Genomic DNA, 12758 nt, shown 5'->3' on the forward strand with positions numbered 1-12758 from the left:
CATTTATTGCTCAAGCAATGTTTTGAGCATTTTTGGATCATCGGTAATGATACCGTCGATATTTTTTGCGGTAAGCCGTTGCATCGAGCTTCGTACATTGACGTTCCATGTATAAACGATGCCAAACTTTCTTTTCAACCTTTCATAATAGGATTCCAAAAATAATATGCTGTGGTATTCCACTCCTACGGCATCTACTTTTGGGAGGTTGTTCACAGCGGGGAAACCATAAATGAAGACACCAACGGTAAGTTCGGGAAACCTGACCTTTAGTTCGTCGCAAAAGGACTTGTTGAAGGAAAAGACCATTACCTGCTCTTCCATATTCCGTTTCTTAATACTCTCGGTCAAACTTTTAAGAAGGCGGTCATAGTTTTTATCGGTTTTTACTTCAATGAGCAATTTGGTCTCGTGAGGCGATATCAGTTCCAAAACCTCGTCAAGGGTGGGAACGGTTTCGATTTTGGTACAATTCTTTAAGCGCAATTTTTTTATTTCATCCAAATCAAGATTGCCCACCTTGCCTTTTCCATCTGTGGTTCTATCAACACGCCTATCATGCATGACCACTAGATGACCATCTCTCGACATTTGTATGTCTATCTCCACCATGTCCACCCCCAATTGTAGCGCATTTTTGATGGCCTCCATTGAATTCTCAGCGGAGAGGACCGCCCCACCCCGATGTGCCACAATCTTTGGTGTTTTCATTGCGTTGTCCATATCTTCAAAAGTAATATTAAATCGTCCTGAATTGTTTTCCCACTCGATATCGTTGACGGCGGTTTCCAGGACATCCCCATTTTTTACAATAAAGTTCAAATAATACGCATTGTTACCCAAATGGATAAGGTCATTTTCTGGAAAACTGATCCAAGCTCCATCGTTCTTTCTAAAGGCAAGACTACCGTGGTTTAGATTTTCCATGCCCGGAATGTTCCAGGTGTCGCCCAGACTCATGCCCAAGAAGCCGGAATTTGTGCCACTGGGAGGAACGAAACCAATGAAGGAGCCTAATTTTACTTTTCCATTTGCATTGATCCTTATTGTCTGTGTGGAATCTTTGGCTATACCTCGTATCACAAACTTGTTCTTTGATCCCTTTTCATGTCTTACGTACTCACTTTGAATGTCCACGTTGAACCCTTTTTCATTTTGCCAATGGGATTGGTTCTGGAATCTGTTGGTCAATTTAAGTAAAATCGGGACAGCGAGTAACAGTACCAATGCTGTGGGGAGCAGGACCAGCATAGGGTGTTTTGTTGTTTTTTGTAGAGGCGTCCCTTTATAATAATCACGCAAGGAAGGGTGGATGAATTCAAAACCCGAACCAACGGGTCTTACAAAACCTACTTCGGAGAGCTGAAGCATAAAAGAACTTATTCGAAGGGGGAAACCTTGTTCAATGGCCATGACCATGCGGAGCAGCCAATGACATATGGCATCCAGCCCACCAAACCAAGCAAAGGCCAGAACCCCGAAACCCAATGCGGTCTTAAGTGCCTTGAAGACAGCATTCGCCTCCATTTCGGTCAGACCTATATAGCTGCCCAGAACAGCGCCGATGACCAAACAGGAAACTAGGGCGGATTTCAACCCATTCACAAAAGATTTTGTGATGGGGCTTCTTTTGGAGAACGCCAGTTTTTCCCGTTGTTCCAGAATGACCTTGTTGCCGTGCAGAAAACCAAAGAGCCCAAAAAAAAGATAGCCCAAAAAGAAACTGGCAAATCCCGCGAACAAGTATTTGTTTTCCACATAAAGATTTTGGTTCAGCCAGGCATTGATGGTTGAGGCGTCCTTTGTGAAGATATTAAAAAGGTAAAAAATCGGAACCACGATGATGGCCAATAAGAGCCCTCCCATAAAACCTGAAATAAAATAGTTCTTTAGGCTTCCTTTAATGCGTTCCACTGGTTTAATGTCAAAATTGTTTTTTTGCCAATTGCTGCGAATGCCAAAAAATATGGAGAGCAGAAGGCCTACAATGATGCCCACCAGTGCTTCGGATGTGGAAAAAAGCCCGTAGATCAACATTTCCCCACCATATTTTGGAGATCTTGGCGTGGTAAACCCGTAGTAGATTCCCAATATGACTATTAATGGAATGGTTCGATTGATGATCTTTGAAATTGGAGGAAGCTGTCTATGCCCCGTGGCTCTAAATAACCATTTCCTGGTGACGGGTACGGAAGTTAAGTAATGCTTGAGAAGATCGATCGTAGCTATGGCCAACCCGCCTATGATGGCAGCGTCCCAAAAATTGAAAGGCCCTGCGAGAAACAAACCTGCTGCCATGGAAACCAACAGGGAGGCGGATAACCTGGATCCGAGGTAATAGAGTGCAATCGACCATTTGGTATCCAAATAGGAGGGTTGGAGTTCTTCAGGGAAGAACAACCCGGAATTTAGGGCCATTTTTCGCAACCAGATTTTTAGATTTTCCTTTTTCTTGCTAATTGGGAAGTTTGGGGAACCAAACATTTTTAATTCGTACCATTTCCATATTTGATTGAAAAACTGTTCGTGGGAGACTTTATGCGTTCCTAAGTTCTCTTTAATGAATTTTGAATCCATCCCTGCAAGAAGGTTCAAGAAAATAGGGTATCTGCACAGAAATTTAAACTTGGGGTTGGAACGGAAAATCTCGAGTTTTTGATGATCGCCATTTTCCGTAAGTATGGATTCGACCAATTTGGGTTTCAAGGTCTTCAGTTCGATAAGATGAAAGGGAAGTTTCCAAAATGCATCCACATCCGTGTATTCCCTATGTAGCTTCTGGTAGGTTTCGGTCTTCATAACGATGGCCATGGGTGTTCTTGAGGCCATTTTCATCAAACTTTCAAATAACGGTAAGATGTGCTCATCCTTGACGCGGTCCAACCCATCGAATATGGGGAAGAAAATTCCTTTGTCCAGTCCGGTCCCCAGGTGGTCCTTGTCCAAATGGTAAATTTTGGAAGCTTTGTTCACGGTCCAATTGGTCAGTGATTTCTGCGGGATCCAATCCGATAGGGCAATGAATATGGGTGTGAAATCGGCATCGGCTTCGATTCGTTTATGGATGTAATCGAACACGGCGAATGTTTTCCCAACCCCGGATTCGCCAAAAATGATGAAATTGTTCTTTTGTTTGGGCTTTACTGCCGATAGAAGATCAAAGAGCGTTCCCTGGTGTCTCTCCAATTGGCCGTGGTCGTTATGCAATTGCCAATTGAGACGTTCTATATAATCCAGATTGTTGTTCCCCGAAACCCTGAGCATGTTTTTGCTTTGGGCCATGGCTTGGCTTCGAATGGTATCCTTTATGAAATTCTTTTTTGTGGGAGTAAAAATGTGATCATCCAGACTGGTTTTCTTTTTTAGGGAAAAGAATTTTTTTTTCAGAAAGCTTGCCAAAAGGAAACTCACGATCCATAGAAGAATCGATAGAAATTCTTCGTTCAAGAGATAATATTTAACAAAAAACAATGTCAGTACCGCAATGGCAACAACCCATGTGTTTTTAATTTTCATTCCAATGTTCCCGGTTTATTCTTATGCTATGGTATCGGTTGCCTAAGTCAAAAACAAGGTCAGTAGGGAAGATTGTGGAAAAGTGTTTCCGATCGTACTCAATTCAATCAGAGGTTTTTCCTGTTGGGGAATTGCCAATTTCCATCAATTTGTAAAGATATGCAAGTAATTACGGAAAGCCGTAAAGACTTTCTGGTCGATCAGGCTAGGTTTGTTGACAAACGATACCGATATGATGAAATATAAAACGACCCTTTACACTATTCTTGCCGTAATGCTTGTGTCGTGCTCTTCCATGGAAAGCGACGCGGAAAGAATGGCAGAACTACAATGTGAATCAATGCGAATAACCATGGATAACACCTTGGGAGCCATTGAGAATGGAAATATTGATACCAAATCCATTGAGGAACACGGGGAAAAGGTCCAGAAATTTGCTGAAAAGATGATGGAAAAATACCAAAGTTCCGAAGAGATGCAGAAGTTTCAAGCATTGGTCGTGAAAAAATCAATGGAAATTTGTAGGGAATGATGGAGGCAATACAAAAAGATTTCAAAAAAATAGACTGGGGAAAGGCATTATTGCGTGTTTTGGAATTGTTGATCATTAAACCGTTTACATTACCCCTCAAAATCTATATGAATTCATTGAAAAATCTATCAAACGCCAAACTTGAAAATGGTGAAGTGACTCAATTGTCAGATGACTTTCCATTATATGTGTGGCTGATCAGCATTTTTGATGCTTTGATTTTTTTGATTTATCCAATCGGGGTTATTGTTGCCATAAAAAGTGCCAATAGCTATTTTGGTGGTTTTGGTGTTTTCATGGGGGTGTTGTCGATCACCTATTTTTGTCCCTTGTATCTAAGTTTGATCCGCGAGTTTGCCCAAATTTCACTTAAGGTTCTGTTGTTTTTGAAAATTATGGCTTCAAAAAAGTGAATCAAATCAAGATTATAATGGATGATTGAATGATTGTCGAAATATCATATTTCGGAGAAACAACATTTGATGGCAGGGCCTTGAAGATATACTTCTTACGAACATGTAACGTAAAAGGCAATTTCCTATCGTAAAATGTACACCTTGAACGGGCGGTAACTAGAACAATGGTTATAATATCTTTTTCCTAATACCAAAGGTTTAAATTTTAGTTTCTAAACCATACGCTAATTGCAGGAATCCAGTAATTTGATGTTCGTTTGAAATTGGATTTGTTTATCCTCACTCTATTTGATAGGCAACATCCAGGTTTATTCTTTGGGACATCTGCTTAGATAGTTAGAACTGATACGTTAGTTGAAAAGCGGTTATGCGTGTAAATGACATGAACAATCTTAAAGGGCTACTGATCGGATTATTTCTGTTGGGATTGATTTTATATATCATTTCAGGAAAGATGAAGTATAGGGCGAGCAAATACGAATTTGAAAACAGGACCGGTGGAGGGGTCGTTGAATTCGATAGTTTTGAAAGTGCCAACAAACATCAAAACAAAGGGTGTTTTGCACAGTTGTTGGGCGTATTGGGAATGTTGCTCATGGGTGGAAGCGGTGTTCTTTTGGCCCTGATCTTTGCAATGGAGGGTAATTGAGCACAGCACAGAGTATGGAAATCGTTACGAAGTGCTTGGTCATGGTAAGATACTTTTTTTATCGGGTTCCGATCATCAGAGGGAAGATGGGTGTATCCGAAGAGGCAACAATTTATAGAAGGACATTCAGCTGTAATTTCAAACGCATATGATGCAATATCTTTTTTTTACATTTTTCGTGCTCCTACCGCTAATGTCTTGCAGTTCGGATGGCTACAAGGAAGAATTCATCGGAACATGGAAAAAGGAAAATTCATCCAATAAACTTCACTTTTCCAAAGCCGACAATGATCAATTGAGATTGGAATATGAAAAGTTCAGTGGGAACAGCGGGCATATGATGATGGAATTTGAAGATGGAACTACGGTCAAAAGTACCATGGGGGAAGCCCATGCATCGTATTATACTTACAAGCTTATAAAGGAAGTTGGCATTACCGATATTGTTCACTATACCACCAACGACAAATAGTTTAAAATCAATTGAGCATGGAATTTTTTACAATCATCATCATTGTAGTGCTGGGAATCATTGGCTATCTATTTTTGAAGGGCTTTTTAAATACAAGATATACAGTGAACGAGAGCGAATTCAAACAAGGCGGGGTCACGGTCAATTTCAAAGATCGGACAATCAATATCAATGGCCACTCCTTTGGTGTCGACCAAGTTACCGGGATGAGGTACAGGTCCTTTAGCTCTAACAGTAAGGCAAAAAATGTCATTATAGAAATCGATGATTTTAAAAGACCAAGACATAAGATTGTATTTCTTACCAGTGGCCAATCTGAAAAATTCATGCAGCGCTTATCCACAGCATTGCGAAAAGCCGGGGGACCGAGTTTTAAATAAAATACGGATAACCGTTATGTGGGTCAAAAACCGGCTTAGGCTACTTGTAAAATCCCTATCGCATTTCAACCGGCCCGTATTACCAATATTAGTAACCGATTGCAGCTCACTTGATGTCAGTGCTGCTATACTTTTAGTCAAACCATGAAAATTACAAAGTGCCTGATCAAAGCTTTCCTAGTGTCCATTTTGTTCACAACGTCCTGTGAACCGACCGATTCCAATGAAGATGTTGGGCCTCCCCAATCGTCGCAATGTTCCTTTATCAATAGGCTCGATAATGCTCAATTCCCAAAAATCCATGACCATACCACAACTTTTTTTAAAGGAAAGATATGGTTGATCGGTGGACGAACGTTCACCCAAGGTGCGGATATGGTCTATAACGATGTTTGGAGTTCGGATAATGGTATTGATTGGAGTTTGGTAAACGATGATCCAGGTTTTGATGAAAGGTTTGGGCATTCGACCATTGTATTCAATGATAAATTATGGGTGATCGGAGGATTGCCGGGTGACATTTGGAGCTCATCCAACGGCGAGGATTGGATTCAGGAGACGGATAATTCCAACACTCCTCCCATATTCAATTTTACCGCGGTTTCATTTAACGGTAAAATTTGGTTGTTCGATGTTGGACAAAGCAACATACCAAATATTACTCGGACATGGAGCTCCCCAGATGGTCAAACTTGGACCAAAGAGGGGGATATTGCAAATCACCCGCAAAGATTTGGTGGTTCAACCACAATATTCAACAATAAAATATGGATAATTGGAGGTTCGGGACCGCTTTCCAGTAAGAGTCTGAATGATGTTTGGTCAAGTGAGGATGGTTTGAACTGGACAATGGAATTAGCGAGTGCCCCTTTCTTGCCAAGACGGGACCATTCATCGGTTGTATATGAAAATACGTTATGGTTGATTGCCGGGTCAGGTGATTCCAGTGATTTAACCGATGTTTGGAGCAGCGAGGATGGGATTGATTGGCAATTGTACTGTGAAGATGGAATGCCCAAACGCTCTGACCATACGAGCATTTCATTCAATGGGAACCTATGGAACATTGGAGGTTCTGAAGTCTTGGAACCTTTCAATGATATCTGGACAATTAAATAATACGGCAAATACCATGTGTAAATGATTGTCATGTACCTGGCTACTTGGGAAACTGAAGGATTTTCATTTGTTTCATGCCGTGTATTGTGGGATAGTTTCAATACATATGCCATCTTGTTTGTAAAGGATGGCCATAGTGCCATGTTCTGATATAAGTTTCCTGGTCTGGAGTTCAGTGCAGGAGGTGGATGGCTGATCTGGGTTGGAGGGTTGTCTTTGGGGCGTGTCCCAAAGGTCCGGGCTTTCCGTTGCAAGGCCTGCCCAAGGGAGGGCTTTTCACTGCAATCCCTCACGCGGGGGAGTGTACTTATAAAGGTCTGAGCATATAGAAGTGATATTCCATAGCAAAGGGGGAATCGATTTCTATTTTCGGAAAGACAGTGAGTTCGGTATTTTCAAACGTATCAAAGCATTTTCTGATATTGGTCTTCCAAGCATCCGATTTGGAAACAAACCTTGATAGATTGGAATCTATTCCCCAGTGTTTGTCAAATTCAATTTTCTTTTGGATGTCCCAATGGGCTATAATTAAAATGAACAGGTCGCTTTTTCGTTCCTCAAGGGCCCTCTACCCTTACCGTGCCCCTTTTTCCATGATCGATCCAATGGCCTTTTCCAAAAGGGCATTGAACCGTTTGCTGTTTTCGATCATGGGATAATGGCCGGTAGTGCCCATGTTCAACAGGTGATAGTCGATATGGTTTTGCTTAAAGGCCAGGGTGTCCGTGGGCTGGTAATCACTGTTGATCAGGTAAAGGGGCTGTTCCAGGGACTGTAACTTTTGTGCAAAGGGATATTTGTCCAGGTTTTTGAGACTGGCCACGGCAATGGCGGGATCGGCGCTGGAAATGTCCCTGAGGACCCTTTTTTGTACCGCAGGGTCCGTGGTGGGGGAGAACAGGAACTTGCCCTCCTCGGCCACACTCCGTTCAAAGTGCTTTTCCATGGTGGCATAATGGGTATCCCATTCCCTTTCCATTTCAGGGGTCATGGCAAAGCCGATGGCCTTCATGTTATCGACCCCGACGAGACCGATGATGCCCGAGGGATGGGCCCTTGCCGCTTCAACGACTATCGAACCGCTCATGGAGTGCCCTATGAGGATGACCTTTTTGAGTTCCAGTGCTTCCATGACCGCTTTGATATCCCGGGCATACGCCTCCACGGTCCAGGAGGTCCTGTTCCTCCCGGAGGTGCCAAAACCGGGCAGGTCGATGGTGACCACGCGGTAGGCCTTGGAAAAATAACTGGTTTGGCTGTCCCAATAGGTGTGGTCGATGCCCCATCCATGGACGAAAAAAAGGACGGTTTCACCTGCCTTGCTGTCCGTATAGTGGATGTCGACCCCGTTGTTGTCCACGGTTCCCTTTGTCATTTGCGAAATGGTCGTTGGGTTTGTTCCACGGTCCCTGCAAGCTGCAAATTGTAGCAACAGCAGGAACAGTAGGATAGGTTTTGAGGGTCTTTGCATGGACATGGTTCAGGAGGGTATACAGCTTGTCCATCCGTTGGACGCTGTTCAGCATAGGCCGGTGTCAAACCGTATTTTTGCTTCTCCTTTTATTTCATATCAAATGTAACGCATAATCCCCTTGTTTTCTAGGTAGGAGTTACCTCTTTTGACTCAAGATTTAGGGGTAATCAAGGGTACATATTTTGCTCTATGTTCAACGATCACCCATAGGTTGATCAGAAAAAGTGTCGCTGCAAGGGGAAGACCTGATGGTACATGTACAATACTTGTGAGCAGAATGCCCACCATTATGGGAAGGATGACGATGGCACCCAATGCCCTGGTTTTGGGGATTATGAAAAGTATACCACCGATCACTTCGAACAGACCTACCAAGGGCATCAACCAACCAATGGTGGTAAAGGCTTCGGTCACCTTGAGCATACTTTCGGGGAGGTCATCCGGTAGGGGCAGATACTGGAAGAATTTGTTCAAACCGGCATTGACGAACATTAAGCCAAAAAGTAGGCTTAGGACAAACATTATTTTAGTTTTCATTGGTTTCTGTTTTGAAAGTTAATCATCCAGTTGATACCATATTTGTCCGTAAAACTTCCGTAATACGCACCCCAAAACATATCTTGAATTGGCATTTCTATTTTGCCATCAATTGAAAGTTCATCAAACAGCCGTTGTGCTTCTTCTTTTGAATCGGGTTCGAGTTGGATGTGCATCGTATTGCCTTGTGTCAGAGTGAACCCCATTTCTTTAGGTGCGTCAGTCCCCATTAAAATGTGTCCGCCCAATAATGGTAGTTCAATATGTAAGACCATTTTTTTTACGGGTTCTGCAATGGGTGGGTGGCTGGGGTCGGCAGGAAGGTCCCCAAAACGTTTGATACCATTGCCAAAATCATTGGTGCTGTGCTGCTGATTGCACCGGTGAAGGACCGGATCAAGGATTGGGCATATGCCGGGTTTGCCTTTACGTTTGTGTCTGCTGCCTTGGCGCACATCTCGGTCGGAGACCCGATTGCTCTTTGGCTTGCCCCATTGGTGTTCTTGGTCCTACTTACCATCTCCTATGCCCTTTTTGTTAAAGGGGTACACCGCATCAAGAAATCGAACAATCAATAAATCCAAATATGAAAAGAGTATTGCATATCAAATCAAGCATTAATGGCAATCAATCCTATAGCTCAAGATTGGGTTGTGGACTGGTGCATAGACTTAGGGACCTTTATACGGATATGTATGTGGTGACAAAGGATTTGTCCGAAGAGGATTTTCCGCATTTGGGAGGGGATACCTTTGCCGCTTTTTTTGTGCCCAAGGAAGAATTGTCCCCGGAACAGGAAATCCTACTGATGGCATCCGACAAGGCCATAAAGGAAGTAATGGAAGCGGATATCCTGATCATAGATGCCCCTATGTATAATTTCGGGATTCCATCCCAGCTCAAGGCATGGTTAGATCATATCAGCCGTGCGGGCATAACCTTCGAATATGGGAAGGATGGACCTAAAGGGTTGATAAAGAATACTAAAGCCTATATTTCCATGGCCTCGGGAGGGATTTATTCCAAGGGTCTGGCCAAACAAATGGATTTTGTGTCCCCATATCTAAAGACCATTTTTGGCTTTTTGGGAATTACCGATATCGAAATTGTAAGGGCCGAGGGTACCGCCATGGTCGAAACCAAAGAAGCATCCATTGAAATGGCCCTTGGGCAACTCCAATTGATGGATTAGCAAAAATACTGTGCCAACCTTGGAGGACAGTGGAGATTTAAAGCCTTAGGTCAGAGGATAAGTTCTTTCTTGACATTGGTTTCCCCATTTTCCCCAAAAATTGAAATTGTCCATCAAGGTTGTTTTTCCATTACCCTTGAATAATCTATTGTTTGATTTTCTTTGAGAAATACGGGGAATCGTCCCATCTCACCTTTTTATATGTCGTATTCCCTTTAAAACTATCCGGTAGACTGGTCCATATCGCTTGGCTCATTTTTTCCACCAATAGTTTTTTTGAAAACGTATCCGAAGTCACCAGACTGATCTCACGTGCGGGTTGTGGTGCACTAAATGGGATGCTTCGAGCCTTTGTTTCTCCGTTTTGCCCAATGGTGGACAATAGGGGGACAATGGCAAATCCAAAACCTTGCCTGACCATGTTCTTGAGTGTTTCAATGGAGTTGATCTCATAGGAGAAATTGTGGAAGGAATTGGAAGTGTCCAAGCTACAGATATCCAACAATTGGGAGTTGTAACAGAATTCCCCCTCCAAGATGAGCAGATTAGCCCTGTCTTGATCATCCAGTTCATAGGAGTCCTGCTCGGAACTTTTATGTCCCAAGGGCAAATAGGCCATAAAGGGCTCATCAAAAATGGGAAATTCCCTTAAGCTGGGATTGCCCGTGGGCGTGGCCATCAAAGCGACATCCAGTTCCCCAGTCTCCAGGGTTTTCATCAGCCCAACCGTGGAGTCCTCGGAAATGATGAATTCCACTTCGGGCAAGGTTTTTTGAAACTCCCTCAAACAGAGGGGAATCAAGTAAGGGGACAAGGTGGAAACCACGCCCAGATGTACCTTTCCTGATAGAATGTTCTTTTGTTCGATTACAAAGTCGCGAACCGTGTCCACTTCACGTAATATCCTTTTGGCCTTTTCAATGATTTCAAGCCCTAATAGGGTTGGTTCTAACGGAACTTTGGATCGATCAAAGATCTTGATGCCGATTTCCTCTTCCAGTTTTTTCAACTGAATGGTCAGACCAGGCTGCGTGACCAAACATTTTTCGGCAGCCCGAGCAAAATGTCGTTCTTTTTCAAGGGTCACAATGTACCGGAGCTGTTGTATAGTCATACTTATAAATAAAAGTAATTAATACATAAAATTATTAATTTGATTTATATATACCAAATGATAAATCTTTGTGCCATCAAAATGAAATAACCTTTAAAAAGTATCACAATGAAAACAATTTTTAAAACTTTAATTCTAACAGTTATGAGTACAACAGTTAATGCACAGGTACAAGATTATGCCACCGATGCACATCTTGATCAAGGCGTAAAGGATTTTTTAACCGTATTGAACACATCCGGTGGACCAGGTCTTGAAACCCTTTCCAAAGAAGATGCCCGCCAAGTATTGGTAGGAGCCCAACAGGCTTTTGAAGTAGACCTTAGCGGTATCGATGAATCCGAAAAGACCATCCATGCCGATGGGTATGAGGTAAAATTGAATATTGTACGGCCAAGTGGTGTGAAAGGGGAACTTCCTGTATTCGTGTTCATCCATGGTGGTGGATGGATCTTGGGAGATTACCCAACCCACAAAAGATTGGTCAGGGATCTAGTGGTCCGCTCTGGATATGTTGGGGTCTTTGTAAACTATACCCCTTCACCAGAAGCACAATTCCCAGTGGCCATCAACGAGATCTATGCCGCAACCAAGTGGGTAGCCGAGCATGGTAAAGAAATCAATGTGGACGGAAAACGTTTGGCGGTGGTAGGTAACAGTGTTGGTGGAAACATGACCGCTGTGACAGCCCTGAGGGCCAAAGCAGAGAACGGACCTGAGATCAAGGCACAGATTCTTTTGTGGCCTGTGACCGATGCTACTTTTAGTCAGGAGTCCTACCAAAAGTTTGCTTCTGATAGGTTCTTGACCGTACCCATCATGAAATGGATGTGGGATCAATACACCACCGACCCCAAAGAAAGGAAATCTATTTATGCTTCACCATTGCAAGCCAGTATCGATGAATTGAAAGGGTTGCCCCCTGCAGTGATCATGGTCGCTGAGAACGATATCCTTAGGGATGAGGGTGAGGCCTATGGTCGTAAATTGGACCAGGCTGGTGTCGAAGTGACCACGGTTCGCTACAATGGGACCATCCATGACTTTGGATTGTTGAACGCCTTGGCCAATCAACCCTCTACAAAAGCCATGTTGGACCACGCCGCTGCCGAATTGAAAAAATATTTGAAATAACAATTTATAATTGATGTTGGTTGTGATTTTGATTGATGGGGCCGGAGTCTTGATTCCGGCCCTTTTCCATTTATATGCGACAGTACCGCTCAAAAGCTGAAATGGGTCAACACGGAATAAATTAAATTTTACAGGGCCCAAAAAGGATAAATCAAGTCAGAGCGCCGAAAAGCTCAAGATACTTTTTATGACCCCCACGTTTTCAATTTGAAGGCAAGAGCGT

14 protein-coding genes are annotated in these 12758 nt (G+C 43.0%); 9 read left to right on the forward strand and 5 right to left on the reverse strand.

Features of this window, described 5'->3' with window-relative positions:
* Window positions 1–3 precede the first annotated feature (3 nt).
* On the reverse strand, window positions 4–3516 hold the full coding sequence (locus FOT42_RS00280; RefSeq protein WP_151888578.1) for a glycerophosphodiester phosphodiesterase family protein: 3513 nt from the start codon (window positions 3514–3516) through the stop codon (window positions 4–6).
* Between the two features lie 232 nt (window positions 3517–3748).
* Between FOT42_RS00280 and FOT42_RS00285 the strand changes: the two genes are divergently transcribed.
* From FOT42_RS00285 to FOT42_RS00310, 6 genes are all read left to right on the forward strand, one after another.
* A complete protein-coding gene (locus FOT42_RS00285; protein WP_151888579.1) occupies window positions 3749–4048 on the forward strand; it encodes a hypothetical protein in 300 nt (99 codons plus the stop codon).
* Complete coding sequence (locus tag FOT42_RS00290; RefSeq protein WP_151888580.1) at window positions 4045–4461, forward strand: hypothetical protein; 417 nt, start codon at window positions 4045–4047, stop codon at window positions 4459–4461. Before FOT42_RS00285 ends, FOT42_RS00290 begins: the two co-directional genes overlap by 4 nt.
* A gap of 370 nt (window positions 4462–4831) precedes the next feature.
* Window positions 4832–5113, forward strand: a complete 282-nt coding sequence (locus tag FOT42_RS00295; RefSeq protein WP_151888581.1) for a hypothetical protein — start codon at window positions 4832–4834, stop codon at window positions 5111–5113.
* Window positions 5114–5264: 151 nt separating this feature from the next.
* Complete coding sequence (locus FOT42_RS00300) at window positions 5265–5585, forward strand: hypothetical protein (RefSeq protein WP_192938284.1); 321 nt, start codon at window positions 5265–5267, stop codon at window positions 5583–5585.
* A 17-nt stretch (window positions 5586–5602) separates the two neighbouring features.
* Window positions 5603–5965: a hypothetical protein gene (locus tag FOT42_RS00305; protein ID WP_151888583.1), complete on the forward strand. Its 363-nt coding sequence runs from the start codon at window positions 5603–5605 to the stop codon at window positions 5963–5965.
* A gap of 144 nt (window positions 5966–6109) precedes the next feature.
* A complete protein-coding gene (locus FOT42_RS00310; protein WP_151888584.1) occupies window positions 6110–7084 on the forward strand; it encodes a Kelch repeat-containing protein in 975 nt (324 codons plus the stop codon).
* Window positions 7085–7658: 574 nt separating this feature from the next.
* Here FOT42_RS00310 and FOT42_RS00315 read toward each other — a convergent pair.
* From FOT42_RS00315 to FOT42_RS00325, 3 genes are all read right to left on the reverse strand, one after another.
* Entirely contained in the window at window positions 7659–8555 is an 897-nt protein-coding gene (locus FOT42_RS00315; RefSeq protein WP_192938285.1) for an alpha/beta fold hydrolase, read from the reverse strand.
* Window positions 8556–8708: 153 nt separating this feature from the next.
* Window positions 8709–9095 (reverse strand): DoxX family membrane protein, encoded by a 387-nt coding sequence (locus FOT42_RS00320; RefSeq protein ID WP_151888586.1) that lies wholly within the window; start codon window positions 9093–9095, stop codon window positions 8709–8711.
* Window positions 9092–9370 (reverse strand): VOC family protein, encoded by a 279-nt coding sequence (locus tag FOT42_RS00325; protein ID WP_226789754.1) that lies wholly within the window; start codon window positions 9368–9370, stop codon window positions 9092–9094. Before FOT42_RS00325 ends, FOT42_RS00320 begins: the two co-directional genes overlap by 4 nt.
* Window positions 9371–9460: 90 nt before the next feature.
* Between FOT42_RS00325 and FOT42_RS00330 the strand changes: the two genes are divergently transcribed.
* Both FOT42_RS00330 and FOT42_RS00335 read left to right on the forward strand, forming a co-directional pair.
* Entirely contained in the window at window positions 9461–9673 is a 213-nt protein-coding gene (locus FOT42_RS00330; protein ID WP_417937523.1) for a DoxX family protein, read from the forward strand.
* Between the two features lie 8 nt (window positions 9674–9681).
* Window positions 9682–10287, forward strand: coding sequence for an FMN-dependent NADH-azoreductase (locus FOT42_RS00335; RefSeq protein WP_151888588.1), 606 nt, complete (start codon window positions 9682–9684; stop codon window positions 10285–10287).
* Between the two features lie 145 nt (window positions 10288–10432).
* Here FOT42_RS00335 and FOT42_RS00340 read toward each other — a convergent pair whose 3' ends face one another.
* Window positions 10433–11401, reverse strand: coding sequence for a hydrogen peroxide-inducible genes activator (locus tag FOT42_RS00340; protein ID WP_151888589.1), 969 nt, complete (start codon window positions 11399–11401; stop codon window positions 10433–10435).
* Window positions 11402–11545: 144 nt separating this feature from the next.
* Between FOT42_RS00340 and FOT42_RS00345 the strand changes: the two genes are divergently transcribed.
* Entirely contained in the window at window positions 11546–12535 is a 990-nt protein-coding gene (locus FOT42_RS00345; protein ID WP_226789755.1) for an alpha/beta hydrolase, read from the forward strand.
* The last annotated feature ends 223 nt before the right edge of the window (window positions 12536–12758 follow it).

Origin of the sequence: Flagellimonas hadalis, from assembly GCF_007785775.2 — a bacterium.
Lineage (GTDB): Bacteria > Bacteroidota > Bacteroidia > Flavobacteriales > Flavobacteriaceae > Flagellimonas > Flagellimonas hadalis.

Bases quoted from the DNA above. Each gene is read 5' to 3' on its own strand.
- FOT42_RS00295 (WP_151888581.1), top strand. From the start codon at position 4,832: ATGCGTGTAAATGACATGAACAATCTTAAAGGGCTACTGATCGGATTA.
- FOT42_RS00285 (WP_151888579.1), top strand. From the start codon at position 3,749: ATGATGAAATATAAAACGACCCTTTACACTATTCTTGCCGTAATGCTT.
- FOT42_RS00280 (WP_151888578.1), bottom strand. From the start codon at position 3,516: ATGAAAATTAAAAACACATGGGTTGTTGCCATTGCGGTACTGACATTG.
- FOT42_RS00315 (WP_192938285.1), bottom strand. From the start codon at position 8,555: ATGCAAAGACCCTCAAAACCTATCCTACTGTTCCTGCTGTTGCTACAA.
- FOT42_RS00345 (WP_226789755.1), top strand. From the start codon at position 11,546: ATGAGTACAACAGTTAATGCACAGGTACAAGATTATGCCACCGATGCA.
- FOT42_RS00300 (WP_192938284.1), top strand. From the start codon at position 5,265: ATGCAATATCTTTTTTTTACATTTTTCGTGCTCCTACCGCTAATGTCT.
- FOT42_RS00290 (WP_151888580.1), top strand. From the start codon at position 4,045: ATGATGGAGGCAATACAAAAAGATTTCAAAAAAATAGACTGGGGAAAG.
- FOT42_RS00325 (WP_226789754.1), bottom strand. From the start codon at position 9,370: ATGGTCTTACATATTGAACTACCATTATTGGGCGGACACATTTTAATG.
- FOT42_RS00305 (WP_151888583.1), top strand. From the start codon at position 5,603: ATGGAATTTTTTACAATCATCATCATTGTAGTGCTGGGAATCATTGGC.
- FOT42_RS00320 (WP_151888586.1), bottom strand. From the start codon at position 9,095: ATGAAAACTAAAATAATGTTTGTCCTAAGCCTACTTTTTGGCTTAATG.
- FOT42_RS00340 (WP_151888589.1), bottom strand. From the start codon at position 11,401: ATGACTATACAACAGCTCCGGTACATTGTGACCCTTGAAAAAGAACGA.
- FOT42_RS00310 (WP_151888584.1), top strand. From the start codon at position 6,110: ATGAAAATTACAAAGTGCCTGATCAAAGCTTTCCTAGTGTCCATTTTG.
- FOT42_RS00335 (WP_151888588.1), top strand. From the start codon at position 9,682: ATGAAAAGAGTATTGCATATCAAATCAAGCATTAATGGCAATCAATCC.